Annotated in this window: 27 protein-coding genes and 2 pseudogenes; 16 read left to right on the top strand and 13 right to left on the bottom strand. The window is 64.2% G+C overall.

The window, feature by feature from the left end:
• Positions 1–84: 84 nt before the first annotated feature.
• Complete coding sequence (locus tag NKG99_RS09040; protein WP_352866478.1) at positions 85–771, top strand: hypothetical protein; 687 nt, start codon at positions 85–87, stop codon at positions 769–771.
• Here the strand turns inward: NKG99_RS09040 and NKG99_RS09035 are convergent.
• The 3 genes from NKG99_RS09035 to NKG99_RS09025 all read right to left on the bottom strand — a co-directional run bounded on the left by NKG99_RS09035 (position 758) and on the right by NKG99_RS09025 (position 3,266).
• Positions 758–964 carry a DUF1737 domain-containing protein gene (locus NKG99_RS09035; RefSeq protein ID WP_027032001.1) on the bottom strand — a complete coding sequence of 69 codons (207 nt, stop codon included), beginning with the start codon at positions 962–964 and terminating at the stop codon, positions 758–760. The genes NKG99_RS09040 and NKG99_RS09035 overlap by 14 nt on opposite strands.
• 44 nt (positions 965–1,008) lie before the next feature.
• The gene (locus NKG99_RS09030; protein ID WP_352866475.1) at positions 1,009–1,899 is read right to left on the bottom strand and encodes an HpcH/HpaI aldolase/citrate lyase family protein; all 891 of its coding nucleotides are present in this window, start codon (positions 1,897–1,899) and stop codon (positions 1,009–1,011) included.
• Positions 1,900–2,075: 176 nt separating this feature from the next.
• The gene (locus tag NKG99_RS09025) at positions 2,076–3,266 is read right to left on the bottom strand and encodes an integrase core domain-containing protein (protein WP_352866472.1); all 1,191 of its coding nucleotides are present in this window, start codon (positions 3,264–3,266) and stop codon (positions 2,076–2,078) included.
• A gap of 366 nt (positions 3,267–3,632) precedes the next feature.
• Here NKG99_RS09025 and NKG99_RS09020 point away from each other — a divergent pair, with 366 nt between their 5' ends.
• The 10 genes from NKG99_RS09020 to NKG99_RS08975 all read left to right on the top strand — a co-directional run bounded on the left by NKG99_RS09020 (position 3,633) and on the right by NKG99_RS08975 (position 12,246).
• Positions 3,633–3,788 carry a hypothetical protein gene (locus tag NKG99_RS09020; protein ID WP_352866470.1) on the top strand — a complete coding sequence of 52 codons (156 nt, stop codon included), beginning with the start codon at positions 3,633–3,635 and terminating at the stop codon, positions 3,786–3,788.
• Positions 3,789–3,999: 211 nt separating this feature from the next.
• Positions 4,000–4,692 carry a response regulator transcription factor gene (locus tag NKG99_RS09015; protein WP_352866468.1) on the top strand — a complete coding sequence of 231 codons (693 nt, stop codon included), beginning with the start codon at positions 4,000–4,002 and terminating at the stop codon, positions 4,690–4,692.
• On the top strand, positions 4,683–6,284 hold the full coding sequence (locus tag NKG99_RS09010; protein WP_352866466.1) for a sensor histidine kinase: 1,602 nt from the start codon (positions 4,683–4,685) through the stop codon (positions 6,282–6,284). The genes NKG99_RS09015 and NKG99_RS09010 overlap by 10 nt, the downstream gene beginning before the upstream one ends.
• A gap of 28 nt (positions 6,285–6,312) precedes the next feature.
• A complete protein-coding gene (locus NKG99_RS09005) occupies positions 6,313–7,479 on the top strand; it encodes an NAD(P)/FAD-dependent oxidoreductase (RefSeq protein WP_352866463.1) in 1,167 nt (388 codons plus the stop codon).
• A gap of 217 nt (positions 7,480–7,696) precedes the next feature.
• Positions 7,697–8,302: a 3-isopropylmalate dehydratase small subunit gene (leuD, locus tag NKG99_RS09000; RefSeq protein ID WP_352662390.1), complete on the top strand. Its 606-nt coding sequence runs from the start codon at positions 7,697–7,699 to the stop codon at positions 8,300–8,302.
• Positions 8,303–8,375: 73 nt separating this feature from the next.
• Positions 8,376–9,293 carry an Ivy family c-type lysozyme inhibitor gene (locus NKG99_RS08995; RefSeq protein ID WP_352866462.1) on the top strand — a complete coding sequence of 306 codons (918 nt, stop codon included), beginning with the start codon at positions 8,376–8,378 and terminating at the stop codon, positions 9,291–9,293.
• A gap of 332 nt (positions 9,294–9,625) precedes the next feature.
• On the top strand, positions 9,626–10,009 hold the full coding sequence (locus tag NKG99_RS08990) for a RidA family protein (RefSeq protein WP_352866459.1): 384 nt from the start codon (positions 9,626–9,628) through the stop codon (positions 10,007–10,009).
• Positions 10,010–10,020: 11 nt separating this feature from the next.
• Positions 10,021–10,371, top strand: coding sequence for a VOC family protein (locus tag NKG99_RS08985; RefSeq protein ID WP_352866457.1), 351 nt, complete (start codon positions 10,021–10,023; stop codon positions 10,369–10,371).
• A gap of 278 nt (positions 10,372–10,649) precedes the next feature.
• Positions 10,650–11,753, top strand: a complete 1,104-nt coding sequence (leuB, locus tag NKG99_RS08980) for a 3-isopropylmalate dehydrogenase (RefSeq protein WP_352866455.1) — start codon at positions 10,650–10,652, stop codon at positions 11,751–11,753.
• Positions 11,754–11,757: 4 nt separating this feature from the next.
• Positions 11,758–12,246 (top strand): GNAT family N-acetyltransferase, encoded by a 489-nt coding sequence (locus NKG99_RS08975; protein WP_352866454.1) that lies wholly within the window; start codon positions 11,758–11,760, stop codon positions 12,244–12,246.
• Here the strand turns inward: NKG99_RS08975 and NKG99_RS08970 are convergent.
• On the bottom strand, positions 12,236–12,724 hold the full coding sequence (locus tag NKG99_RS08970; protein WP_352866451.1) for a DUF805 domain-containing protein: 489 nt from the start codon (positions 12,722–12,724) through the stop codon (positions 12,236–12,238). The genes NKG99_RS08975 and NKG99_RS08970 overlap by 11 nt on opposite strands.
• Before the next feature lie 233 nt (positions 12,725–12,957).
• Positions 12,958–13,200 (bottom strand): annotated as a pseudogene (locus tag NKG99_RS08965) (DUF805 domain-containing protein); the annotation flags it as partial.
• Between the two features lie 505 nt (positions 13,201–13,705).
• Here NKG99_RS08965 and NKG99_RS08960 point away from each other — a divergent pair.
• Positions 13,706–14,626 carry a glycosyltransferase gene (locus NKG99_RS08960; RefSeq protein WP_352866448.1) on the top strand — a complete coding sequence of 307 codons (921 nt, stop codon included), beginning with the start codon at positions 13,706–13,708 and terminating at the stop codon, positions 14,624–14,626.
• Here the strand turns inward: NKG99_RS08960 and NKG99_RS08955 are convergent.
• Positions 14,623–16,497, bottom strand: coding sequence for a DEAD/DEAH box helicase (locus NKG99_RS08955; RefSeq protein WP_352866447.1), 1,875 nt, complete (start codon positions 16,495–16,497; stop codon positions 14,623–14,625). The two genes, NKG99_RS08960 and NKG99_RS08955, sit on opposite strands and share 4 nt — an antisense overlap.
• A 432-nt stretch (positions 16,498–16,929) precedes the next feature.
• Here NKG99_RS08955 and NKG99_RS08950 point away from each other — a divergent pair, with 432 nt between their 5' ends.
• Together NKG99_RS08950 and NKG99_RS08945 are read left to right on the top strand one after the other, a co-directional pair.
• On the top strand, positions 16,930–17,964 hold the full coding sequence (locus NKG99_RS08950; protein WP_352866444.1) for an aspartate-semialdehyde dehydrogenase: 1,035 nt from the start codon (positions 16,930–16,932) through the stop codon (positions 17,962–17,964).
• 212 nt (positions 17,965–18,176) lie between these two features.
• Positions 18,177–18,629, top strand: a complete 453-nt coding sequence (locus NKG99_RS08945; protein WP_352866441.1) for a GNAT family N-acetyltransferase — start codon at positions 18,177–18,179, stop codon at positions 18,627–18,629.
• 119 nt (positions 18,630–18,748) lie between these two features.
• Here the strand turns inward: NKG99_RS08945 and NKG99_RS08940 are convergent.
• Positions 18,749–19,147 (bottom strand): annotated as a pseudogene (locus tag NKG99_RS08940) (ACT domain-containing protein); the annotation flags it as partial.
• Between the two features lie 185 nt (positions 19,148–19,332).
• On the opposite strand from NKG99_RS08940, the gene NKG99_RS08935 reads away from it, so the two are divergent.
• Together NKG99_RS08935 and NKG99_RS08930 are read left to right on the top strand one after the other, a co-directional pair.
• Positions 19,333–20,238, top strand: a complete 906-nt coding sequence (locus NKG99_RS08935) for a bestrophin family protein (RefSeq protein ID WP_352866438.1) — start codon at positions 19,333–19,335, stop codon at positions 20,236–20,238.
• 298 nt (positions 20,239–20,536) lie between these two features.
• Entirely contained in the window at positions 20,537–20,800 is a 264-nt protein-coding gene (locus NKG99_RS08930; protein ID WP_352866435.1) for a YMGG-like glycine zipper-containing protein, read from the top strand.
• Between the two features lie 84 nt (positions 20,801–20,884).
• Here the strand turns inward: NKG99_RS08930 and rpsP are convergent, their stop codons facing one another.
• The 6 genes from rpsP to NKG99_RS08900 all read right to left on the bottom strand — a co-directional run bounded on the left by rpsP (position 20,885) and on the right by NKG99_RS08900 (position 26,570).
• Complete coding sequence (gene rpsP / locus NKG99_RS08925) at positions 20,885–21,286, bottom strand: 30S ribosomal protein S16 (protein WP_352866432.1); 402 nt, start codon at positions 21,284–21,286, stop codon at positions 20,885–20,887.
• A 53-nt stretch (positions 21,287–21,339) separates the two neighbouring features.
• A complete protein-coding gene (locus NKG99_RS08920) occupies positions 21,340–21,681 on the bottom strand; it encodes a chorismate mutase (RefSeq protein WP_352866429.1) in 342 nt (113 codons plus the stop codon).
• A 7-nt stretch (positions 21,682–21,688) separates the two neighbouring features.
• Positions 21,689–23,278 carry a signal recognition particle protein gene (gene ffh, locus NKG99_RS08915; protein ID WP_352866427.1) on the bottom strand — a complete coding sequence of 530 codons (1,590 nt, stop codon included), beginning with the start codon at positions 23,276–23,278 and terminating at the stop codon, positions 21,689–21,691.
• 286 nt (positions 23,279–23,564) lie between these two features.
• Positions 23,565–24,521 (bottom strand): CPBP family intramembrane glutamic endopeptidase, encoded by a 957-nt coding sequence (locus NKG99_RS08910; RefSeq protein ID WP_352866424.1) that lies wholly within the window; start codon positions 24,519–24,521, stop codon positions 23,565–23,567.
• Positions 24,522–24,809: 288 nt separating this feature from the next.
• The gene (locus NKG99_RS08905) at positions 24,810–25,409 is read right to left on the bottom strand and encodes a DUF1236 domain-containing protein (RefSeq protein ID WP_352866422.1); all 600 of its coding nucleotides are present in this window, start codon (positions 25,407–25,409) and stop codon (positions 24,810–24,812) included.
• Positions 25,410–25,472: 63 nt separating this feature from the next.
• Positions 25,473–26,570, bottom strand: a complete 1,098-nt coding sequence (locus NKG99_RS08900; RefSeq protein ID WP_352866419.1) for a zinc-binding metallopeptidase family protein — start codon at positions 26,568–26,570, stop codon at positions 25,473–25,475.
• Positions 26,571–26,576: the final 6 nt, after the last annotated feature.

Raw genomic sequence — 26,576 nt, 5'->3', positions numbered from 1 at the left:
GAGAATGTAAGCAGCGATTACAGATGGGATCGGAACAGGCCCGCGGTCTTCGCGGCCGCCGTTTTCCCAGATGAGGAGACGACCATGCTCGCCACAACCGCCGAACCCCGCCGTCCGCAATCGCTCATTTCGCTTCAGAGGCCAACCGAAGGACCTCGGCACGAAGAGAATTCCACGACTGTCCGGTCGAGCGCGGCTGTGCCCAGCGCTACGCTCTATCGGCTTGCTTCCGTCGCCGGGGTGGGAAGCGCGCTTATTCTTCTGGTCAACGCGGCTAAACGCAGCTCGCTCATCGCGACCACCGATCTGACGCAACTTCTGGCGCCAGTCGCCGAGATCTTGGCGCTTGGTCTTGTCGTAGGCCTGTTTCTTGCATTTGGCCGGCGCGCGGGCCTGTTCGGCACGGTCGCTTTTGTCGTCAACTTCGTGGCATTGGCAAGTTTGGTCGGCGTGGAAGTGGTGATCAATCTCGTATTTTCGAAACTTCCGCCGACAACCATCATCGACCTGCGCGCCGGGCCTCTCGGGCTGGCTCTGGTCGTCAGTTCAGTTCTTTTTCTGCTTGGGACGCTCGCGTTTGTAATCTCCCTTGTCGTTGCAAGAGGCGTGCCGCGCATTCCACTCGCTCTCTATTTCATTGGCGCGGTGCCTATCGCGCTCCGTGCGTTCGTGCCGGAGTTGGCTCTTGACCTGGGCTTGGTGACGCTTGCGGCGGCGATCGCCTGGCTGGCCGGGTGGCTGTGGATGCGAGCGCCGACTACCAGTCGCTGAGCTTGGTGTCCGGTCCGTATTCCTGTCCATCGATATCCTTCACGACGGCCTGGCCGCAGCGCATCGTCTTGGCCTTCTTATCGTAAGCATAGGTCGGCGAGCCGAACAGGTGCCAGCCCTTGTTCAGCGCCGCCGTCACCTTGTGGCAGAAGCTGGCGTCGTCCGGGCCGGTCAGAAAGCGGTAGAGTTTCATAGGGTGATTCCTGTCGTGAGTAGCCCGCAAGCATAGGGCTGATATCATGCGTCGATGGCGGCTGCCTTCGCCAGCAGTTTTTCGGCCTGCGCCAGGTGCAGCCGCTCGACCATCCTTCCGTTCAGCGCAATCACCCCTTTGCCGGCATTTTCGGAAAGCTCGAAGGCCTCTTTCACCGAGCGCGCCTCGGCCACCGCCCCGGGCGACGGTGCAAAGGCCCGATTGGCGGCTTCGATCTGGGCCGGGTGGATAAGCGATTTGCCGTCGAACCCCATGGCCGCGGCTTCCGTGCACTCACGGGCGAAAGCGTCGAGGTCGCGGAAATCGTTGGAGACGCCGTCGAGCATGTCGATGCCGCCGGCGCGCGCGGCAAGCAGCATCTGCATCAGCCAGGGCACGAGATAGCGCCGGTCAGGTGTGACCAGCACGCCGGTCTCCTTGACCAGATCATTCGTTCCGGCAACGAAACAGTCAAGCCGCGAGGCCGGATCGCGGCCAAGCTCGGCAATGGCGCCGATGTTGAGCATGGCCTTGGGCGTCTCGATCATCGCCCATAGTTTCACCGCATCGGGGGCAAAATTGTCGTCGAGCACGTCGCCGACTTCCAGAATGTCGCGCGGCGTGTCGACCTTGGGCAGCAGGAGGCCGTCAGGCTCGCATTTGGCCATGGCAAGCAGATCGTCGGCACCCCATTCGCTGGACAGCGCGTTGACGCGCACGATCATCTCGCAGCGGCGGCCAATATCGTTGACAACCGGACGTTTGGCCAAAATGCCCGCCAGTTTTTCGCGGGCGGCGATCTTGTCGGCCGGTGCGACGGCGTCTTCGAGGTCGATGATGATTGCGTCGCTGGAAAGCTGCGCGATCTTGGCTAGCGCCTTGTCGTTGGAGGCCGGGATGTAGAGTACGGAGCGGCGCGGGCGGTAGGTTTCCATGGGTGATCTATGCCGCGTGCGGTTGGTCGAGGCAAGCGCCGGAGCAATGGATCAGGTGAAGTTTGCGCGGGGTCAGCCAATCGTCAAGATCAGCGCTGCCCCTCATCTGCCTGCCGGTGTCCAGCCGATAGATGGGTAACAGTTTGAACCGGATACATAGGTAACAGTTTTCCCCCTTATGATTGGTTCGTCGGCGCGCCAAGCGGTTTGGTTGGCGCGGCGCGGCGACGAACCAGTTTCGTGTGCTTGTGGTCGATGAAGCCGAGCGGATGGGCATAGAAGCGCATCGCCCATTCGCCGTTCTCGGTCTCTTCGATGGCAACCGGCTCGCCTGCCAGCGTGGCCGAGACGTAGATTTCGGCGCCCTGCCATTTGACGGCGCCGTTCTGGCGCACGCTGCGCACCGCCGCCTCGGCCGGATAATCCGGCTCGGGGGTCGTCTTGGGCATGGGACGGGTCGAGGGACGGTAATGCTGTGCTGGGGTGTCCATGCCAAGCGCCTCGTGCGGGCGCTCCTCATTGTAGCTGCGCCGGAAGGCCTCGAACGCCTGGGCTTGAGCCGCCCTGTCGGCCTCCGGTGCCTTGGCCATCGGCAGCATGGTCAGGTGGAAACGCTCATGGCGCCCGTTCTGCTGCGGCTTGCCCGGCTGGATGCGCTCAAGGGCGATGCCGAGCTTGATGAAGCGCGCCGCAAGCGGCGTCAGCCCGGTGACGCCGGTCGACGCAAATGGTGAGCCATTGTCGCTTCTGAAGCGATCCGGCAGGCCGTTCTCCTCAAACAACCGCTCAAACACCGGCCAAGCCTCCTCATCCGCCGTCGAACTCGTTGCCTCGAGCCCCAACAGGTAGCGGCTCGACACATCCATCACCGTCAGCGGTTCGCAGCGCCACTGGTCGCGGGTCCGAAACCAGCCCTTGTGGTCCCCGGTCCACACCGCGTTCGGCTCCGAAGCTTCCGGCCATGGGCCATTGCCTGCCGCCTTCCAGCGTTTGCGCCTGCGCCCCACAAGTCCATGCCGCTTCAGTATCTCACCAGCCGTCGAGACCGCTGGCCAGCCGCCGCAGGGCTCCGCACGCTTGAGCCTGGCAATGATCTTCTTGGGCCCCCACAGCGGATGCGCCTCTTTCATAGCCACGATCCGCTCCACCACATCCGCGGCCGTCGCCCGGCCGTGATTGAGCGGCGCACGCGGCAGATCATGCAGGCCCACCGGCCCAAGCTCCCGGTAGCGTTCAAGCCATTTGTAGCCGGTCTTGCGAGAGATCTCGAAGGCCGCACACAATTGCGTCATCGTCTCCTCGCCAGAAAGGCATTCCACCACAAACCGAAGCCGTTCATCCATGAGTACAGTCTCTCGCCAAACCATCGCCGGTCCTCCCGGCGAGGAAGAAAACTGTCACCCATCTAATCAGTCCATTCTGTTACCTATCTATCCGGTTCGGACAACTCCCTCAACTCCCCGTATAGTGGCGGGGAGAAGGACGCTCTCACCGTCGATTTCGCCAATAGCCAACCTTGCGGAAAAGGCGCCAGCGCTGCGGCCAGCCCCCCTCACCCCGTTTACGGGGAGAGGATGCCGGCAGGCAGGTGAGGGGCGGCGCCAACGTTTGGAAAGGATGTGCGCAGCGCACCAGCCCTGAAGCGCAGGCCCTGCACGAAAACTGCACACGCTTGCGGAAAACCTCCTCGGATCCGCCCTGCCGTTTCCCTGCCGGCCTGCGAGACAGGCGGCATGCACAAGCGAGCAAAACCCCGTCTGCCCTACCGGCTGCGCAACGAGGGCTGGTGGCTGGTCGATCAGCCGCGCGCGACGGCGATCCGCATTCCCTTCGCCCGCAAGAGCCCGTCGGCAATCCGGCTGGGAGCCATCAGGAAAGCCAGGTCATGACATCGTTGTTCGCTGCCGCGCCGAGCTATTGCAGACGCTTCGGTATCGCCATCCTGCTGGTCGCGGCAGCGACGAAGGCTGGCATCGTACCCTCCAGCAGAACTGGCGGGCCTGGAGCTTTCGCGACTGGCGGCTGCTCGGGTATCTCGACAGCAAGGGGCCGTTCGTGGTTCCTCACCGTATCGAACCTTACCTGCCGGGCCGCTGATCGATGCCGCATCACATCCTCGTCGCCGACGATGATCCGCATATCCGCGAGGTGATCTGCTTTGCGCTGGAAAAGGCCGGCATGCGGACGCAGGCGGTGGCCGACGGTGCCGCCGCTTTGCAGGCGATCGGACGGCGAGCACCTGATCTGATCGTGCTCGACATCGGCATGCCTGAGATGGACGGGCTGGAGGTCTGCCGGCGGCTGCGGCACACATCCGATGTGCCGGTGCTGTTCCTGTCGGCGCGTGACGAGGAGATCGACCGCATCCTCGGCCTCGAAATGGGCGGCGACGACTATGTGACAAAACCGTTCAGCCTGCGCGAACTGGTCGCTCGCGTCAACGTCATCCTGCGGCGCGCCCGCCCGGCGTCGCCCCAACCGGCCGACGACAGGCAGTTCGCGCAGGGCAAACTGGCCCTGGTGCCTGCCAGCCATGCCGCCAGCTTCGACGGTAAGCCGCTTGCCCTGACAGGGATAGAGTTCTCGATCCTGAAAGGGTTTCTGGCGCGGCCGACGCATGTGCTCGACCGCGACGCGGTGATGGCCAGTGCCTATGCAGGCAACATCCATGTCGCCGGCCGCACCGTCGACAGCCATATCCGCAACATCCGCGCCAAGCTGGCGGCGGTGGGTTGCCTGGATGTCATCGAGACCGTGCATGGCGTCGGCTTCCGGCTCGGCCGATGCGGCTGACGACTTCGCGAAAATGGATCGGCCGCAAATGGCGGCCTCGCCTCGCCACGGTCGTCGTCGCCATCCTGATCATGGTGATGGCCTTGCCGCTGGTCGGCCTGTTCTTCTTCCGGCTCTACGAGAACCAGCTGATCCGCCAGACCGAGGCGGAGCTGATCGCGCAAGGGGCGGCCATCGCCGCCATCTATGCGCGGGAAGTGCGCGACGCCGGCATTGCATCGGACAAACTCGGCGCATCGATGCCGCGGGCGGGTGGGAGTTCAAGCCGAAGTGCCGATCTGGACCCGCTGTACAGGCCGATCGAGCCGCGGCTCGATCTGGCCTCCGACTATGTACTTCCCACCCGGCCGGCGGCCGTGGCTGCAATCGCCGATCCCGCCTTCGCGGCGATCGGGGTACGCCTGTCCGGCGTTCTCGACGCCACGCAGAAAACCACGCTGGCCGGCTTCCGGCTGCTCGACCCCCGAGGCGTCGTCATTGCCGGACGCGGCGAGGTCGGGCAGTCGCTTGGCGCGGTCGAGGAGGTGCGCGAGGCACTCAGCGGCCGCCACGCAAGCGCGCTGCGGCTGCGCATCCCCGACCAGCCGGCGCCGCCGCTCTATTCGGTCAGCCGGGGCACCAAGGTGCGTGTCTTCGTCGCCTTGCCAGTGGCCGTCGATGGCAGGGTCGCCGGCGTCGTCTATGTGTCGCGGACGCCCAACAACATCATAAAACATCTCTATGGCGAGCGCGGCAAGGTGACGTTGGCGGCCATCGCCATTCTCGGCGGCACGCTGCTCATCGGCCTGGTTTTCCTGCGCACCGTCAGCCGGCCGATCTACGCGCTGATCGACCGCACCGAGCGCATTGCAGCCGGTGACCGCGAGGCGATCCAGCCGCTCGACCACCACGGCACATACGAGATGGCGGAGCTGTCCGCAGCCTTCCTCGATATGGCCGAAAAGCTGCAGGCGCGCTCGGACTCCATCCAGACTTTTGCCACCCATGTCTCGCATGAGCTCAAATCGCCGCTGACGGCGATCCAGGGCGCGGCCGAGCTGCTGCGCGATTCAGGCAGCGCGATGGACGATACGGAGCGGCGGCGTTTCTCAAACAACATCGTCACCGACGCGGGGCGGCTGAATCTGCTGGTGCGGCGCCTGCTTGACCTGGCGCGCGCCGAAAACCTTGCGCCGAGCGGCGAAAGCACCTCGATTGGCGCGGCACTGGCGCTGCTTCCCGTCGACAACAGGCTGGCGGTTCGCGTCGAGGCCGGCGGCGATCTGGCTTTGCGCATATCGGCGGAGAACGCGGCAATCGTGCTTGCCAATCTCATAGACAATTCCGCCAGGCACGGCGCGACGCAGGTTTCGGTCACGGCAGCGGGCGCCGGTGGCAAGGCAACCATTCAGGTCGATGACGACGGTGCCGGCATTTCGCCGAGCAACCGGGCGCGCATTTTCGAGCCATTCTTCACCACGCGGCGCTCTACCGGCGGCACCGGCATGGGCCTCGGCATCGTGCTGGCCCTCCTGAAAGCGCATGATGGTATGATCGCGCTGGTTGACTCCGAGCGCGGCACGCGCTTCGAGATCATCTTGCCGGTCGCGTGAGGACGCGGGCAGAGGATCGGAGAAAAACGTGCGCTACGACATCGTCATCATCGGCGGGGCCATCGTCGGATCCTCGGTCGCCTATTATCTGCGCGAGGAAGGGTTTTCCGGCTCGATCGCCTTGATCGAGCGCGATCCGCGGTTCGCCCACGCGGCAACGACGCTGTCCATGGCCTCGATCCGCCAGCAATTCTCGATCCCCGAAAACATCCGCCTGTCGCAGTTCACGCTAAAGCTGTTCCGGCGGCTGAAGGAAGAGTTCGGCGCGGACGCCGATATCGGCTTTCGCGAAGGCGGCTATCTCATCCTGGCCGGCGAGGACGGCTTGCCGATCCTCAAGAGCAATCACGAGGCGCAGATGGCCGAGGGCGCCGACATCGTTCTCGAGGACGCGGAGCAGCTGGTGCGCCGCTTCCCGTGGCTGTCGGCCGAGGGCATCACCGCCGGCGCCTATGGCCGGACTGGCGAGGGCTGGTTCGACGCGCACGCGATGCTGATGCTGTTCCGCAAGGCGCTGCGCGAGAAGAAGATCGATTTCATCACCGCTGATGTCACCGGTATTGCGCGCGACGGCAACCGCGTTACCAGCGTCAGCCTCGACAATGGCCAGACGCTGGAGGCCGGCATCGTCGTCAACGCCGCCGGGCCGAACGCCGGCAAGGTCGCTGCGATGGCCGGGCTGGCGCTGCCGGTCGAGCCGCGCAAGCGCAACGTCTTCGTTTTCGAGGCGCGCGAGAAATATGCCGACATGCCGCTGTTGGTCGATCCCTCCGGCATCTATGTGCGCCCGGAAGGCTCGGTCTATCTCACCGGCGGGGCCGAACCGGAAGAGGGCGACGGCCCGGCCGCCCCCGGGGATTTCGAGGTCGATTGGCCGCTGTTCGAAGAGGTGATCTGGCCCGTGCTGGCGACCCGCATTCCAGCCTTCGAAGCGATCAAGCCGACGCGGGCCTGGGCCGGCCACTACGACTACAACACACTCGATCAGAACGCGGTGATCGGCCCGCATCCCGAGGTCGGCAATTTCCTGTTCGCCAACGGATTCTCCGGCCACGGCCTGCAGCAGGCGCCGGCGGTCGGCAAGGCGCTGGCCGAGCTGATCGTGCATGGGGGTTATCGCACGGTGGATTGTTCCGCGTTCGGCTATGACCGGATTGCGGAAGGGCGGGCGTTCCGGGAATTGAATGTGATTTGAGCGAGGTTGCGGAACGGAACCTGTTCCGAAGCGATCCTTCCCATCTCAAGCTGTTGCAAGTCAGGTGATCCCTTGCGGCCGAAAACCGGAGCCAATTTCGGGTGACATCCATCGTGGCTTGCGCCACCGCGCACAAACAGTTGCCTTTTATTTGCCGCCGGCTTTGTGTAAACCGGCGTCAGCAAATTCCCCCGCAACGAAAATACGGGCAAAAGCCATGGAAAAATTCACCAAGCTCACCGGCGTCGCCGCTCCGATGCCGATCGTCAATGTCGACACCGACATGATCATCCCGAAGGATTATCTGAAGACGATCAAGCGCACCGGGCTCGGCACCGGCCTGTTCGCCGAAATGCGCTACAACGACGACGGTTCGGAAAATCCGGATTTCGTGCTCAACAAACCGGCCTATCGCAAGGCGCAGATCCTGGTCGCCGGCGACAATTTCGGCTGTGGCTCAAGCAGAGAGCACGCGCCGTGGGCGCTGCTCGACTTCGGCATCCGTTGCGTCATCTCGACCTCGTTCGCCGACATTTTCTATAACAACTGCTTCAAGAACGGCATCCTGCCGATCACCGTCAGCCCAGAGGATCTCGAGAAGCTGATGGACGACGCGTCGCGCGGCTCCAACGCCACGGTGTCGGTCGATCTCGAAGCCAAGGAAATCCGTGGACCGGATGGCGGCGTGGTCACGTTCGACCTCGACGACTTCAAGCGGCACTGCCTGCTCAACGGGCTCGACGACATCGGCCTGACCATGGAGAAGGCCGGCGCCATCGCTTCGTTCGAGAAGAAGAACGCCGAACAGCGCCCGTGGGCCTGAGCGGCACGCTCCGGGCGGATAGGCCCCGGCCGCTTTCAAGCCGGGTTCGTTGCGACTGAGTGGAGGGACGGTCATGACTCGTTCGCTTCTTGCCGGCACCTGCGGGCTGGCGTTTCTTCTGCTGACTGCCGTGGGCCACGCCCAGACACAGACGCCCGCCGCGTCGGCGGCCGAAAAGCCTGCCACGGATCAGGGGACAGACGCCGCCGACGCTTCGGATGACGACAAACAGGCGCCTGTGCCATTCGAGGGCGGCCAGCTGACCATCACCCAACCGGAGCAGGACGGTGAGAAGGTGCTTGCCTTCGACGGCAAGCAGCTGGCCACCAACTATGACGTCTTCTTCGACAGAATAGTCGAGGTCGGCGGCGTCAAGGTGGCGCTGTTCGATGTCGGCGATGGCGGCAATCAATGCGGGCCGGCGACAGTGATCGTCTGGAAGCCGGAAGGCGGCACCATCCAGAGCACCACCGTCGAACAGGACCAGTGCGGTGCGCCGCCATCGGCGGTGTCCGACAACGCCATCTATTTCGTGCCCTATCTGTTGCCGGGGGATCAGAAGCCGGCCTTGCAGTGGTCGCCGACGGACGGGCTGACGATTTCGGGCAATCTGAGCTATATGCCGGAACCCGGCACGGACTGGAAGGACATCGATCCGGAAAAGTACCAGAACATCATCGATGCCTTCCACAACGAGGCTGTCTACAAGGAAGCCGAAAAGCTGCTGGGCAAGGACATGCCCGACATGGCGACCAGCCTGCTGGTCGGCGGCGGCACGGAAAAGACAGCGTCGGGCGCCTTCTACGCCAGCGGCTGCGTGCCGCATGACTGCGGCGGCAATGACGGTTTCATGGCGGTCGACCCGGCCAAGCACAAACTCTATTTCGCCCGCCGCGGCGACAATGGCGAGCCGAACGCCTGGCCGCCGGTGGCGACATGGCCGGCCGATGTGAAAGAGGCGCTGGACAAGGCGCAGGGGTCGGCGAATTAGGTATTTTGCGCGACGGCGGCCGCACCGTCGTCGTGTTGCGGAAAGGAATTGTCCGCCGCGATCCTTCACACCCCCCTCTGCCCTGCCGGGCATCTCCCCCGCAAGGGGGGAGATTGGCAGCTTCGGCGCTCTGCCATCTCTGCAACGTTGGTAATTGGCGAAAGCATTCATGATATGCGATCTCCCTCCTTGCGGGGGAGATGGCCGGCAGGGCAGAGGGGGGTGCTGCCCCGCCGGCATCGAGGTTTGCACCGCCGATCCCTCTGCGTTGGCCCATGGCCGGACCGGCATCTTGCCTGCAGAATGGCCGCCACAATTCTGTGAGGACACCCATGCGAAAACTGATCTCCACCGGCTCGCCGTTCGAAAAAACCGCCGGTTATTCACGCGCGGTGGTGCAGGGCGATTGGTGTTTCGTGTCCGGAACGACCGGCTACGACTATGCGACGATGACGATGCCGGATACGGTCGAAGCACAGACGCGCAATTGCCTGGCGACGATCGGCAAGGCGCTTCATGACGGCGGCTTCGAAATGGCCGACGTGGTGCGGGCGCATTACTACATCACCGACCAGGCCTTCGTGGATATGGTCTTCCCGATCCTCGGCGAGACGTTCGGCGACATCAGGCCGGCGGCGACGATGATCGTCTGCCAGCTCAACAGACCGGAAATGAAGATCGAGATCGAAGTGACGGCGCTGCGGCGCACGGCATGAAAGGCGGGCGGATGAAAGTCCGGCGTATCGTCGCCAACATCGAGACACCTGATATCGCCGCGGCGAAGCGCTTCTACCAGGACGTGCTCGGCCTCGATGTGCTCATGGATCTTGGCTGGATCGCCACCTACGGTTCCGATGAAAAGATGCAGGTGCAGGTCAGCTTCATGGCGCAAGGCGGCTCCGGCACGCCGGTGCCGGATCTCTCGATCGAGGTCGACGATGTCGATGCGGCGCTCAATGCCATGAAGACCGCCGGCTTCGTCATCGAATACGGACCGGCCGACGAGCCCTGGGGCGTGCGGCGCTTCTATGTGCGCGATCCGTTCGGCCGGCTGGTCAACATTCTCTCGCATCGGTAGCCGGGCCACAGGACTCCCCGACGCTGGCGGGACAGCACCCCCCTCTGTCCTGCCGGACATCTCCCCCGCAAGGGGGGAGATTGGCAGTTTCGTCGTCCTACCCATTTCCACGCCAACGATTGGCGAAGGCCGAAGTAACATTCGATCTCCCCCCTTGCGGGGGAGATGCCCGGCAGGGCAGAGGGGGGTGTGAAGGATCTCGGCGCTCGTCCCCTTGCGCACGGGCCGCCTGGCGTTTAGCAAGGCCGCGGTTCAAATTCTTTCTGGGACGGTTCTCCATGGCAACGAAGCATCTTTTCCTGCTCCCCGGCGACGGCATCGGTCCGGAGGCCATGGCCGAGGTCAAGAAACTGATCGCTGTCATGAACGACAAGCTCGGCAGCGATTTTTCCACTGACGAGGGCCTGGTCGGCGGCTGCGCCTATGATGCGCATGGCGCGGCGATCTCCGACGCCGATATGGCAAAGGCAATAGCGGCCGACGCGGTGCTGTTCGGCGCCGTCGGCGGTCCGACATGGGACGCGGTGCCTTACGAGGTGCGCCCCGAAGCCGGCCTGCTGCGCCTGCGCAAGGACATGGAGCTGTTCGCCAATCTGCGCCCGGCCATCTGCTATCCAGCACTTGCGGCGTCCTCCTCGCTCAAGCAGGAGGTGGTCGAAGGTCTCGACATCTTGATCGTGCGCGAGCTGACCGGCGGCGTCTATTTCGGCGAGCCGAAGCAGATCATCGATCTCGGCAATGGCCAGAAGCGCGGCATCGACACGCAGGTTTACGACACGTTCGAGATCGAGCGCATTTCGGGCGTCGCCTTCGAACTCGCACGCACCCGCAAGAACCACGTCACCTCGATGGAAAAGCGCAATGTGATGAAGTCGGGCGTGCTGTGGAACGAAGTCGTCACCCAGACCCACAAGGCGCGCTATTCAGACGTCAAGCTCGACCACATGCTGGCCGATGCCGGCGGCATGCAGCTGGTGCGCTGGCCGAAGCAGTTCGACGTCATCGTCACCGACAATCTGTTCGGCGACATGCTGTCCGACATCGCCGCCATGCTGACCGGCTCGATCGGCATGCTGCCGTCGGCCTCGCTCGGCGCGCCTGATGTGAAGACCAAGAAGCGCAAGGCGCTGTACGAGCCGGTGCACGGCTCGGCGCCCGACATTGCCGGCAAGGGCATTGCCAACCCGATCGCCATGATCGCCTCCTTCGCCATGTGCCTGCGCTATTCCTTCGGCATGGTTGATGAGGCCGACCGTGTCGAAGGCGCGATCGCCGCCGTGCTCGACGCAGGCCTGCGCACCAAGGATATTTTCTCTCCCGGCATGACCGAGGTCGGCACCGTTGAGATGGGCGACGCGATCATCGCCAGGTTCCTGGGCTGATCCTATGGCGGTCGACGTCCGCTGGGCGACGATCGAGGACGCCGCGGCACTCGCGGCCATACTGTGCGAGATGGCGGAGCATTACCGGCAGCCGCCTCTCGATGCCGACCGGGCCCTATCTGCTGCACGCAAATGGCTTGGTGAGGAAAGCCCGGCCTATCCGCATTTCGCGCTCGCCTTCGTCGACGGCGGGGTCAGCGGCTTGGCGTCGGTGGCGATCGCACATCCAGGTATCGATCTTGAGCGGCTGCTGTTCCTCAAGGACCTGTTCGTGCGCGACAACATCCGCAACGCCGGCGTCGGCCGAGCGCTGATCGGCTTTCTCGCAGATCATTGCCTCAGCCACGGTATTGGCCGTATCGACCTGACCACCGAAGATTGGAACGAGGGCGCGTTGCGTTTTTACGAGCGGCTCGGCGCCCAACGCCACGGCCAGAAGGTATTTCTCAGGCTTTCGAACGACGACTTGAAGGCGATCGCCCCTAGACCCTGACGCCTGCCGGCACCTGGCCCCAGGGGTTTTCGCCCACCTGGGACTCGATCAGCCCGAAGACCAACAAGACCGCTTCGCCGATAACTGGGATGAAGCAGATCAAGACAAGCCAGCCACTCAGGCCGATGTCGTGAAGACGCCGCACGGTAAGCGCGATCCACGGCAGGCCGAATGCCAGGAGGAAGACAATGGCGGGTAGGAATCCGATCGACGTCCTGCCCGCATTGATGCCGAAGCCGTTGATGGCCAGATTGACGAGTATCCCGAAGCCAGGCAGCGTCACCAGCACAAGATTAAAGCATAGCCAAAAGGCCCAGAATTCCTTGCGGCGGGCGCGTCCGTTGAAATTGAAATAGTTCAGGCTCACCGTGTTCCGGAAGTATGCCCACAGTCCCGTGGAACGAGTGGACCGGTTTTCGTCGGTACGGCCGAGCTGGCCGCCGGGGGGTGACGAGATCGTGGTCGAACTCACGGCCACGTAACGATCTGAATCAGGGGGCGGCCCTCGTCAGCGGCACCCTCGTCGAATTCCAGCCGGATGACGGCACGGCGCGCAATAACGGACGAAGAACGCTTGCCGTCGACTCCATTGATGTAGCCGTAGTCCTGATCCTTCGTAGTGAAGCACCGCGCCCTGCATGCCCTACCCCCATCCATGCCGCGATGAGAATACTATCCAGGGTTGCGGTAGACTGCAATATGCACGCCAGATTAAACTCGGACGCCCGTGGGCACCGGCCCCCACTGGTTTTCCCGTGCCTGCGTCGGGATCAGCGCGAAGACCAGGATGATCAGGCTGCCGATGGTCGGGATGAGCACCACCAGGTAAAGCCAGCCCGAAAGCCCGATGTCATGGATGCGGCGGACGGTCATGCCGAGGCTGGGCAGGAGGGTCACCAGCACGAAGGTGCCGCAAAGGCCAACGGTTACAGCCGCCGACACGCCTTCGCCAAAGGCAGACCCAAAAGCAGATAATGACAGTCGAGCGTTCCGATGCCAGCGTCGTGACTGAGGACAAAGAGGTCACAAGGCCTCCGAGACTGGCCATCGATGCCACCGGCCTGATGTTCTGGCCGCCCGGCGAGGGTCTGGCAGGCATCCCACGGGTGGAAAGCTTTCTCATCAACGCGGCCCTGGCCGATCCCGACCCTCGCGGAGGTGGTGGCGTTCAGGTCGGGCCGGTTTCGGCCTCTGGCGCCTTTCGAACAGGAGCATGTCGCGACGGGCGAGATCTCGCCTTGGCGCGTCAAAAAATGGCCGGGAAGACGCATAGCGCTATCGGAAGCTTTCGAGGCGGTGAGGCAATATCCGTGGGGCAAGCGCGATACCGACCGTCACCTTGCCAGGACGGTGACCAACGGCAGGAAGGGAATTGGGTTCCAAGCGACAAGGCTGCTGATCTTCGCCTATCGCCTGTACCGGCGGGTCGGGTTGGGCTTGCGACTGGAGGCTGAGCCCCTTGCCGCGCGGGGCGGAGCCGGGTCCGGTGCTCATCAGCCATCACATCCTGACCTCGGAAGACCGATCCGCCGTCTCGGGTGGCGCCGGCGACGTTGCTTTCCTTTGCCACGATCTCATCCCGGCATTGCGCCCGGACCTGCTCGGTGCGGGCACGCGCGAGACCCGCTTCGGATCCTATCTCGAGCACCTCGTCCGCTCCGGCGCGCCGGCGTTTTGCGCCTCCGACGAAGTCGGTGCCACGCTGACCGATCATATGCGCAAAGCCGGAATCGCCGCGCCGGTCGTGTATCGTTTTCCAATGCCCTCCATCCTGCACGAGACGGCATCGCGCGCCGGCAAGACTTCGCGCATCGAAGTCGCCGAGCCGTTCGTGCTCTATTGCTCGACCATCGAAGTCCGCAAGAACCACATCCTGCTGGCGCGGATCTGGCAGCAGGCGCTTGACGAAGGCGTCAAGCTGCCGAGGCTCGTCTGCGCCGGGCGCTGGGGCTGGATGATCGAGCCGCTGCGCGCTTTTCTCAAGGCCCATCCCAAGCTGCTCGAGCAAGTCACGTTCACCGGGCTGATCAGCGATGAGGAGCTCATCCGATACTATCGCAGCGCCTCTTTCGGCGTCTTTCCTTCGCATATCGAAGGCTGGGGCTATGGAGCCTCCGAATGCCTCGACTTCGGCATTCCTGTCATCGTCTCGACGGCGCCGTCGCTGATCGAGGCGAGCGGCGGCCTGATGCCGGCAATCGATTCGCAGGACCAGCAAGGCTGGTATGCGGCGATCCGCAAGATGGCGGAGGACCATGCGTGGCGTTCCTCGCTGGTGGGGCGCATCGCCCAAAACCATCGGCCAACACCGGCGACGGCAAGCTGGGCCGCCATCAAGGCAGGCCTGCAGGCCAGCGCGTCCCGCCGATCAAGGTTTTAGGAAGGCCGCTTCTTCGCCTTCTTGTGCTTTGGCGCGCCTGTGTTGTCGAATTTCGGCTTGCCCGGGTTTTTCGCCCACGGCTTTGCCTCATGCGCGGTCGCCGGACGCTGATCGGCTGAGGCCGGTGCGCGTTTCTCGAATTTCCGCTTCGGCGCGGTTGGGTCGAACGTTCCTTTGCCGCGATGTGGTTTCTTGTCGGGGCTCGGAGCCTGGTAGCCCGCGCGCGACAGGTCGGGCTGGCCGTCCAACCGCTTCACCAGAACGTTGCCTTGCAATTTGCGGTCGGGACCGATCGCGGCCAGGAAGCGGTCGGCCCAGTCGGCGGCGATCTGCACGAAGGTCTCTTCCGGTTGCATCTTGATGGCGCCGATCTCGCGCTTGCTAATGCTGCCGGTGCGGCACAGCATCGGGATCAGCCAGCGCGGTTCGGCATTCTGCCGGCGCCCGATCGACAGCGAGAACCAGACGCTGGCGCCGAAATCGTCGCGGCGGCTGGGTGCCTCGTCGCGGCCTGCGAAACCTTCGCCCGCCGGTCTTTCACGCGATGGCGTGAACGGCGCGATTTCCATGAGATCCTCGGGCGCCGAGCGGCTGGCGCGGCACTGGCGCACGAAGGCGGCGGCCACCTGTTCGGCGCCATGTTTGGCGAGCAGCGCGTCGATGAAGCCGCGCTCGTCCTCCTTCACCGGTTCGTCGAAGACCGGATCGGCAATGATGCGTTCGTCGTCGCGCCGTATCACGTCGTCGGCCGAGGGGGGGCTCGCCCACGTCGCCTTGAGGCCGGCGTTCTGCAACAGCCGTTCGGTGCGCTTGCGGGCGCTGTTGGGCACGATCAGCGCGCTGACGCCCTTGCGCCCGGCGCGGCCGGTGCGGCCGCTGCGGTGCAGCAGCGTTTCCGGGTTGGTCGGCAGGTCGGCGTGGATGACCAGTTCGAGGTTGGGCAGGTCGATGCCGCGCGCCGCCACATCGGTGGCGATGCAGACCTTTGCGCGGCCGTCGCGCATGGCCTGCAACGCGTGGCTGCGTTCGTTCTGGCTGAGCTCGCCGGACAGTGCGACAACAGAGAAGTTGCGGTTGTTGAAGCGCGCGGTCAGATGATTGACGGCGGCACGTGTGTTGCAGAACACCAGCGCGTTCTTCGCCTCATAGAAACGCAGCACGTTGATGATGGCGTTTTCCCGGTCGGGCTGGGCGACGCTCAGCGCCCGGTATTCGATGTCGAGATGCTGCTTTTCCTCGCCGGCGGCCGAAATGCGCACGGCATCGCGCTGGTACCCTTGCGCGAGCGTGGCGATGGAACGCGGCACGGTGGCCGAGAACATCAGCGTGCGGCGCTCGGCGGGTGCGGCGTCGAGGATGAATTCGAGGTCCTCGCGAAAGCCGAGGTCGAGCATCTCGTCGGCCTCGTCGAGCACCACCGCCTTGAGCGCCGACATGTCGAGCGAGCGCCGCGTGATGTGGTCGCGCAGCCGGCCGGGCGTGCCGACGACGATATGGGCGCCGCGCTCCAGCACACGCCGCTCCGAGCGCATGTCCATGCCGCCGACGCAGGACGCCACCGTGGCGCCGGTCAGCTCGTAGAGCCATTCCAGCTCGCGCGTCACCTGCAGCGCCAGTTCGCGCGTCGGCGCCACGGCCAGCGCCAGCGGTGCCGCGGCGTGGCCAAAGCGCTCCGCGCCGTCAAGCAAGGTCGGCGCCAAGGCAAGGCCGAAGGCTACCGTCTTGCCGGAGCCGGTCTGTGCCGACACCAGCGCATCGGCTTGGCCGAGTTCGGGGGCAACAACCGCCTTTTGTACCGGCGTCAGCTCGGAATAGCCGCGTTTTTCCAGCGCCCTGGCAAGCGCTGGGACAAGTGCTTCGAAGTTGGACATCTTACTCTTTCGGAATTTAGGGTCTGCGCTCATCATGGAGCACATGCCGGGGCCGACCTCGCGCCAGCCAAAACAATCTTGCTCGTTCGTACTTCGCGCAGCCGCCATTGTACAGGGTGCGCGGGAAACCGAGGTCGCTCGGCAATTGACTCTTGACGCAAACCGCGTAAAAGCCGGCACCGAACAGGATAGTTTCGATGCGCGGCCTTTTGATGGCGGTTCTTGCATTCGACCTCCCTGGCCGCAATGCACACCATTGGGCCGGGCGCGTCGGCGCGTCTCCCCGTTCCAGCAAAACTATGGCCAAAACCACCAAAACGGTGTGATTCCCTTGGCCTAACCACCCTCTCCCGGGTCCGGCCCGGGGGACGGAACCCGCACCGGCCGGCGGGTTTCTCCAAAAACCAAGCGGAGAGGGACAGGAGATTTCTAATGAGTTTCAAGGTAGCGATCGTCGGCGCCACGGGCAATGTGGGCCGGGAAATGCTCAACATACTGGAAGAGCGCGGCTTTCCGGTAAGCGAAGTCGTGGCGCTGGCCTCGCGGCGCAGCCAAGGCACCGAAGTGTCGTTCGGCGACCGCACGCTGAAGGTCAAGTCGCTCGACCAGCATGATTTTTCCGACACCGACATCTGCATCATGTCGGCCGGCGGCAACGTCTCCAAGGAATGGTCGCCGAAGATCGGCAAGCAGGGCTGCGTCGTCATCGATAATTCGTCGGCCTTCCGCTACGACCAGGACGTGCCGCTGATCGTGCCGGAAGTGAACCCGGATGCGATCTCGCTGTTCACGCGCAAGAACATCATCGCCAACCCGAACTGCTCGACGGCGCAGCTCGTCGTGGCGCTGAAGCCGCTGCACGATTTCGCCACCATCAAGCGCGTCGTCGTCGCCACCTATCAGTCGGTGTCGGGGGCCGGAAAGGAAGGCATGGACGAGCTGTTCACGCAGACGCGCGCCGTGTTCGTCGCCGATGGCGTCGAGGTCAAGAAGTTCACCAAGCGCATCGCCTTCAACGTCATCCCGCATATCGATGTCTTCCTCGACGACGGTTCCACCAAGGAAGAGTGGAAGATGGTCGCCGAGACCAAGAAGATGCTCGACCCCAAGATCAAGCTGACGGCGACCTGCGTGCGCGTGCCGGTGTTCATCGGCCATTCGGAAGCGGTCAACATCGAGTTCGAAAAGCCGATCACCGCCGACGAGGCGCGCGATATCCTGCGCGAGGCGCCGGGTTGCCAGGTCTTGGACAAGCGCGAGGACGGCGGCTACATCACGCCGCTGGAATCGGCCGGCGAGGACGCCACCTTCATCTCGCGCATCCGCGAGGATTCGACCATCGACAACGGTCTGTCGATGTGGATCGTCTCCGACAATTTGCGCAAGGGCGCGGCGCTGAACGCGGTGCAGATCGCCGAGCTGCTGGTCGAGCGTGGCCTGATCCAGCCGAAGAAGAAGGCGGCTTAATCTCGTTCACGGGCTCGGCCTTCGGCCGATTCGCTTTCGCTCACGGGCCGTATCGCCGCTGCCGCGGCTGGCCCTCCGCGAGGGCGCCGGAAAGCCGGCGGCCCGCGGTCGCGGGCTCGGCCTTCGGCCGTTAGCCCCCTTCTCCCGTTCACGGGGAGAAGGTCCCGGCAGGGGGATGAGGGGCAGCACCGCCCTTTATTGAGAAGCGTTTTATGAACGATCCCGTCAAGGTCTTCCTGCGTCCGGCCACTGGATCGGACGCCGCCGCCATCGCCCGGCTCATGCGGGCAGCGCTTGGCTCATTCGACTGGATGCCGGTCATCCATACACCGACCGAAGACCTCGCCTTCATCCGCGACGTCGTCCTGCCACGGCAGCAAGTGACGGTCGCCAAAGCTGGCAAGGCCACTGTCGGCTTCATTGCCGTCAGCGGCGAATGGGTGGAGCAGCTTTATCTCGATCCCGCCTGGACGGGGCATGGCATCGGCAGCCGATTGCTAATGGACGCGACCGCTGCGTTGGCGGTCGTGAAACTGCATTGCTTCCAAGCCAACACCGGCGCCCGACGCTTCTACGAGCGCCATGGTTTTCGCGCGGAGTCCTTCGGCGACGGCACCGGCAACGAAGAAGGCTTGCCGGACATTCTGTATGTCTGCAGGTACTGATCAAACATGCGTATGCTCTAATTTGGATCGAGCAAGGCATCGAGATGATCGCTCTCCGATGACATACGGCCGCTTGCGATTGCCTCAACATCCTCGCGCTGTAAATCCTTGGTCGCGAATGATTGCCTGGCTAGTTCCCGTAACAGCTCCATCGCCTCCTCCGCCCGCTCGGCCGGGACGAACAGATGGTCGTGGTAGAAGGCCGAGACCGGATTTACGCCCATGCCGGCCGCGGCGAGCCGCGTGGTGATGGCGGCGAGGAAGCCGACCGCTTCCAGCGACGAATGAATGTTCAGCGTCACCATACGGCAGCGGAAGGAAGCGGTCAGGCCGGCTGTGCTGGCCGCCTCCTCGGCCACGATCAGCGTCACGCCCTCGCGCTCGCGGAACACCATCACCGGCTCGAGGCCTTCCGGCTGAGCGAGGTCAGGCGCCGGCCTAACGAAGACATAGGTGCCGGCGAGCAGTTCCGGCGTCATCGATGCCAGCAGTGTCTTCAGATCGGTTTCGCCGGTCATTCGTCTTCTCTCGTCCATAGAAAAGGGCCGCAGCCCGTGCTCCTCAATATCCGCGACCGGCGGGTGCCGATAGTCCGCGTGCTGCACAGGCGACATGGCTATGTCGCTGGCGGCCGGGCTTGCGGACCTGTTGCGTCGCACAATAAAGCAGCTGAGGACCAGCGCCGGTCCGCGAAAGGCCTTTGATGATCGTCCGCCCGCGTCCACGCCTTCTGCACCTGTTCTTCATCATGCGCGGCTCGGTGGTGCCGCGCATCCTGCCGCAGATCCTTGGCTTTGCGGCCTATGGCGCGCTGGTGGTGGTGATTACGCGGGCGCTGAAGCTCGACTTCGGCAATGCCGGCACCGCGCCATTCGCACTGCTCGGCGTGGCATTGTCGATCTATCTCGGTTTCCGCAACAACGCCGCCTACGACCGCTGGTGGGAGGCGCGCAAACTGTGGGGCCAGCTCGTCTTCGACATCCGCAACCTGGCACGCGCCTCCGCCGGGCTGGTCGACGACCGGACGGAATTGCGCGGCCTGCTGATGGAGGCGATCGCCTTCTGCCACTTTCTGCGCGGTCTGCTCAGGCGCGTCGACGCGGCGCCGCAGGCCCGCGCTTTCATCGGTGACGAAACCGAGATCGTCGCCAAGGCAGCCAACGCACCGGACGCAATGGTGCGTGGCATGGGCCGCCGCATCGCCGCGCTGCGCAAGGCCGGCGCGATCGATGCGATCGGCTACCGCATCCTCGACGAGCGCCTGTCGGAAATCGCCGCCGCGCAGGCCGGATGCGAGCGCATCATGGGAACACCCTTGCCGTTCGCCTATACGCTGCTTCTGCAGCGCACCGCCTATATCTTCTGCCTGCTCTTGCCCTTCGGGCTGGTCTCCGCCGCCGGCTGGGCGACGCCGCTGTTCACGGCGCTGATCGCCTACACCTTCTTCGGCCTCGATGCGCTTTCGGAAGAACTCGAGGATCCGTTCGGCACCGAGGCCAACGACCTCGCCCTCGACGGCCTGTGCCGCGTCTGCGAGATCTCGGTGTTCGAGGCGCTGGGCGAGACCCCGCCGAAAATGCTAACGGCCGAGAAGTTCTATTTTTCGTAGGTGCCCGGCATGGACGGCACTCCCCTCGGAGATTGGCCGAGACGCCCCTCTCTCGTCATCCTAGGATCTGCGCCGCGTCGCTGTCTGCGCGACCCACGAGTGCGCGCGCTGATCCCGTTCAGCCGATAGACCGATGTCCCGCACGACGTCCACAGCCTGGGCCGGGCGCAATCCGAGCACCGCCCCTGCTGGAAGCCTGAATCCCCTTGCCGGCAATCTCTTTGGGATCAAATCGCCCAGTTGCGAGTTAGATATTGGCTTGGCGGCGGAGGCGGCTCCTAGCTGGAGAGGAACGACAATGAAGAAAACGATGCTTTTGATGGCCCTGCTGGTGCCGCTCGCCGCTTGTTCACAAACGGAAAAGGGCGCGGCTGTCGGCGGATTGGGTGGCGCTGCCGTCGGCGCCGCGGTCGCTGGCGATCCGGTTGAAGGCGCCGTCGTCGGTGGCGCTGTCGGCGCCGTGGCCGGTGCGTTGATCGGCCGGGCGAGCGAACCTGGCGAATGCCGCTACCGTGATCGTTATGGCCGCGTCTACGTCGACCGCTGCCCGAGCGGCTATTGATAGGGCCGCGTTCGAAAGTGAAGTCGATATAGCAAAACGGCGGGCCTTGGGCCCGCCGTTTTCCTGGATGCGATAGGGCAATATCTATTCGGCGGTAGCGGCTTCCGCCTCGGCCGGAGCCGCCGCGGCGGTCGCTGCCGCGGCAGCGGCGTCTTCCTGCGCCTTCTTAAAGAGCGAAGCGCGTTCCTGCGCCTTCTTGCCCGGCTCGGCCTTCTTCGGGTTGGAGCGGGCGTCGCGCTTGACCAGGCCGGCTTCGTCGAGGAAGCGCAGCACGCGGTCGGTCGGCTGGGCGCCATGCGCCAGCCAATGCTTGACGCGGTCGGCGTCGACCTTGACGCGTTCGCCGTCCTTGGGCAGCAGCGGGTTCCACGAGCCGATCGACTCGATGAACCGCCCGTCACGCGGCGAACGGGCGTCGGCGATGACGACGTGGTAGTAAGGACGCTTCTTCGAGCCCGCGCGGGCCAGTCGGATCTTCAAGGGCATTTCTTTTCTCCTAAAAACTCTAAGTTCGTTGATCGGGTTTCAGTTGGTTTTCATCACGCCGTTGGAAGCGGGGTCTTTGTCCCGCCGCTGCTCGAAGCGGCGATCTGTTCGTGGTGGCGGATCACTTCGCGGACGACGAAGTTGAGGAATTTTTCCGCGAAATCCGGGTCGAGATGGGCATCGTTCGCCAGCTGGCGAAGCCGGGCGATCTGCTGCTGCTCGCGCGCTGGGTCGGCCGGCGGCAGGCCATGCGTCGCCTTCAGCACGCCAACCGCCTTGGTGCAGCGGAAGCGCTCGGCCAGCATGTGGATGAGGGCCGCGTCGATGTTGTCGATCGAGGCGCGATAGTCGGCCAGGATCGTGCGTGCGTCGGCCATGTCCTTTTCTTCGTTCATGGCGTCCTCACTTCTTCTTGCCAAGGCCAGGCAGCCCGCCGCCCATTCCGGGCAGACCGGGAAGTTTCATGCCGCCGGGCAGCCCAGGCAGGCCACCGCCACCGGGAAGACCCTTCATGCCGCCAAGGCCGGATGCCTGCGCTTGCTTCTGCAAGGCTTCGAGCTGCTTGGGATCCATCTTCGACAGGTCCGGCATGCCGCCGCCCATCATGCCACCCATACCGCCCGGCATGCCGCCGAGGCCCATCTTGTTGGCGAGGCCGCCCATCATGCCGCGCATCAGGCCGCCGCCTTTGCCCTTGCCGCCCATCGCCTTCATCATGTCGGCCATGCCGCGGTGCATCTTCAGCAGCTTGTTGATTTCGGCCGCGTCGGTGCCGGAACCGGCGGCGATGCGCTTCTTGCGCGAATGCTTGAGCAGATCGGGGTTGGCGCGCTCGGCCTTGGTCATCGACGAGATGATGGCGAGCTGGCGGCCGAACATCTTATCGTCGAGACCGGCGGCCGCCATCTGGTCCTTCATCTTGCCCATGCCGGGCATCATGCCCATGATGCCGCCCATGCCGCCCATCTTCGACATCTGCTGAAGCTGGCTGGCGAGGTCGTTCAGGTCGAACTTGCCCGACTGCATCTTCTTGGCCATCGCCGCCGCCTGCTCGGCGTCGATGTTTTCAGCGGCCTTCTCGACGAGCGAGACAATGTCGCCCATGCCCAGGATGCGGTCGGCGATGCGCTTGGGGTGGAATTCCTCCAGCCCGTCCATCTTTTCGCCGGTGCCGATCAGCTTGATCGGCTTGCCGGTGACGGCGCGCATCGAAAGTGCTGCGCCGCCGCGGCCGTCGCCGTCCATGCGGGTCAGCACGAGACCGGTGATGCCGACGCGCTCGTCGAAGCTCTTGGCCAGATTGACGGCGTCCTGGCCGGTCAGCGAGTCGGCGACCAGCAAGATTTCGTGTGGGCTCGACACCTTCTTGATGTCGGCCATCTCGACCATCAGCGGCTCGTCGATATGGGTGCGGCCGGCGGTGTCGAGGATGACGACGTCGTGGCCGCCGAGCTTGGCCGCCTGCACGGCACGGCGCGCGATGTCGACCGGCGACTGACCGTCGATGATCGGCAGCGTGGCGACCTTGACCTGTTCGCCGAGCTGGCGCAGCTGCTCCTGCGCGGCGGGGCGCCGCGTGTCGAGCGAGGCCATCAGGACCTTCTTGTTCTGACGCTCGGAAAGGCGCTTGGCGATCTTGGCCGAAGTGGTCGTCTTGCCGGAACCCTGCAGGCCGACCATCATGATGACGACCGGGGCCGGGGCATTGAGATCGATGGCGACGCCCTCGGCGCCGAGCATCTCGACCAGCTCATCATGGACGATCTTGACGACCATCTGGCCGGGCTTGATCGACTTGACCACGGCGGCGCCGACGGCCTTCTCGCGCACCTTGTCGGTGAACGAGCGCACCACTTCCAGCGCTACGTCTGCCTCGAGCAGCGCACGGCGCACCTCGCGCAGCGCCGCCGAGACATCCGCCTCGGACAGGGCACCGCGGCCGGTGAGGCCGTTCAGGATCGAACCAAGACGTTCCTGTAGCGATTCAAACATTCTTTTTCCTTTTCCCAGGCAAGCGGTGCCCGAGAGGTAATGCGTTCGCGCCAAGTGTCCAAGGCTCGTGGCGAGCAAAAGCCAAAACCAAAAAGCACCCGGGGGCGCTCAGCGCTGCCGGGTGTTGGCCTCCAGGATCGATTTAAAGCACTTCACCTCGAAGAGGTTTCGGCGTCCTGGTCGGCTTGCTCGGAGGGATACTCGTCGCGGAATTCGGGGCGTGTAGACAGGAAATCGGCGCCAGAGTCAAGACAAGCGCGGTTTCGCGTTGTCCCCTGGGCTGCAATCAGGCCGAGTTTGCCTCATCCGGAACCTCGGCGGCAACCCCGAGCGGCGAGCGCGGATGTAAAAGCAGCACGATCGTCAGCAGGCTGCAGGCGATGCCGATGAAGGCGATGAGCACCGCATCAGCTGTCGTCCAGCCTGGCCCTTCGAGCGGCCTGGCATTGAACAGGGCGAAGGAATTGTAGCTCTCCTGATGCGAGATCAGCAGGAAGCCGGTCAGATTGTTGCCGAGATGAGCACCGAGGGCGGCGCCGAGATTGCCGGTGGCAAAGACGACAACCGTCAGCAGCAGCGCGAAAGCGGCGATCGAGGCGAGCACGCAGGCGTTGATCGCGGCGGATGCGCCGGGGCTCCAATGCAGCGCGGTGAACAGCAGCGCCGGCAGCAGCGCCCAGATGAACGGGCTCCTGAACCGGTTGGCGAGACCGCGCAGCAGATAGCCGCGGAACAGCACCTCTTCCGACGATGTCTGCAGCCAGGTGAGCGCGCCGATCGGGATTGCAAACAGCAGCCAGGACGACAGGCTGATTGGACCGCGCGCGATCTCGGGCTGCAAGAGATAGAGCAGGATCTCGGAGACAAGCGAGGTGATCAGCACCGCGATCAGCCCCTTGAGGAAGCCCGATCGCGACACGCGGCGGCTGACGCCGAGCAGCGCCGACAGCTTCTCGCCGTGGACCCAGCGCATGGCGATCCACAGGCCGATCCAGATGCCGGCAAAAGACGCAAGCGCGGTGAGGATGCCGAGCGGCGAGGCAAGGAACCCATGCACGCCGGATGGTGTCGCCGCACCGTCCTGCCAGGCAAAGAATGCATAGATGCCGCCGATCAGCACGGCCACCGTCGTTGCGGCCCAGAACAGGATGACGATCGCGGTTCCCAGGAACAGGCGCGGCAAGGTCGTCCGGGCGTTGGGCGAGCGCCGATAGCGTTCGAAGGCGGCCGAGTCTATCGTCACGCTGGTTCCCTGCCGAATTGATTGCCTGTTGATCTATAGCATTTCACCATTTCACGAAAACGGCGAACCGATCTAACTCTTTGTTTTGACGCAATTCCGGACGGAAAACCGCGTCACACTTTTCCTGGAATTGCTCTAGCCGAGGGCCGAGAAAATCGGAATCCATTTCGCACGGGAGCATTCGCGTCTCGGAGATCGCACGCGTCCATCGATGGCCCGCGTGGCGGCATTGCTCTGCCTGGCAGTCAGGCGACCGCTGAGGTTGCGGCCGCCTTATGCAATTCTCCGTCAGCGTACCACGTACATGATGCGCCGCGTCTGCGGGTCGATCAGCGCCCGCTGGCCGTTCACATAGACATAGCGGTAGTCGTAGTTCGGGATTTCGCGCAGCTCGACGGTGTCCGGCAAGATCGCGCCGGTCACCACCTCGCCGTCGAGATAGACTGGATCGAGGCGATGCGTGTCGACATAGGTCCGGACTTCGGCGGGAGGCGGGGGAAATTCATCGACGACCGGATCGCTGGCGATGATCGCGCCGGTATAGTCAGTCGAATAGTCGCCGATGTCGTCCGGCGGCGAGACGACAGCAACGCTGGAACGCCGTTGCGTCAGCACCACCCGGCTGCCGCCGAAATCAGCCGTCACATAGTCGGAATAGATCCAGCCCTGGCCGCCGGCCTCGGCGATGGTGCACCATTTGCTGTTTTCGACGCAGCCATTGAGTGTCGCCGACTGGCCGGCGGCAAGCACGCCGATGACAGGATATTGCGGGCCGGGCCCGGCGCGCACGTTGAGGTCGGTGACGGCGGAGACGGCGGTGTCGGCAAGCGCGGCGCCCGACATCGCGGTCAGCAGTCCCGCGACCGCGGGGAACAAAAGGGATTTCATGGGTTCTCTCCGTTTTCATGGTCCCTCGCCAGCGAAAACGGGTCAGTGGCTCATGCGTTCCCCCTAAAACGCCTGCGCCAACTCACGATTTGTTCCCTTTTCTTTCGGCAAACCGGTCAGAAGTTCGTGAACGAAGGCCAATTTCCGCGCCGTGACGTCCGAAATGACGAAGGGATAGAGGTCGGGCAGGCCCATGCAGCGGTTGATCGAATTGGAGGCTTCAGACAGCACCAGCCAGCGGGCAAGGATCTTTTCGAAAGGCTCGGGTGCGGTCGCCGGCTCCGAAGGGGCTGCCTGCGGCTCGCCGCCAGTGTCGCCCCGCGGCAAGTCGTTGGCCTCCACCGTCTCCAGCCGACCGAGCGGGAAGTTCAGCGCGTGCACCATCTCCAGAGTGTCGGTGATGTGCAGATGGTGGGCCCAGGTCTCGGCCCAATCCTCCCATGGATGCGAGGTGGCATAGGCCGAGATATGGCCTTGCTGCCAGTCGGGCGCGGCACCATTGGCATAATAGGACTTCAACGCCTGTTCGTAGTCGGGGCGCTCATCGCCAAACAGCGCACGGAAAGCTTCCAGTCTCCGCGGATCGTCGCGGATCAGGCGGTCCCAATAATAATGGCCGAACTCGTGGCGGAAATGGCCAAGCAAGGTGCGATAGTTCTCGCCCATCTCGACGCGCCGCTTCTCGCGCTCGGCTGAATCCGCCTCGGCGACGTTGAGCGTGATCAGGCCATTGTCGTGGCCGGTCAGGATGCGCTCGCCACCGGGCCCGCCGCCGATCGGATCGGCGAGGAAGTCGAAGGCCAGCCCGATCTCATCGGCGGGGTTCAGCTTGGGCGCAACCGGCAGCCCGAAGGCCAGCAGCGAATAGATGGCGCGCTTCTTCGCCGCCTCGACGCGAATCCAGCGGCGGCGGTTGCCGTCGACGGAAAGATCCGGAATCAGCTGGTTCAGCACGCAGGCGCGGCAAAACCTCCGTCCGGGCTCGGCCATCCAGTTGCAGGCGCATTCGTCGGCATTGGTGCACTGGAAGACGCCGTCGAGGTCCGACAGCGCAAAACGGGCGTGCCCGGGATCGTAGAGCACGAGGCTCCCGCAGTTCAGGCACTGGGCGTTCTCGAAATAGAGGCGGTGGCCGCAATGCGGACAGTCGAAGAGTTTCATGTCGGT

Origin of the sequence: Mesorhizobium sp. M1409, assembly GCF_040317535.1 — a bacterium.
GTDB lineage: Bacteria > Pseudomonadota > Alphaproteobacteria > Rhizobiales > Rhizobiaceae > Mesorhizobium.
The sequence above is the reverse complement of the archived record's forward strand: the minus strand, read 5'-3'. Positions and strand labels throughout refer to the sequence as shown.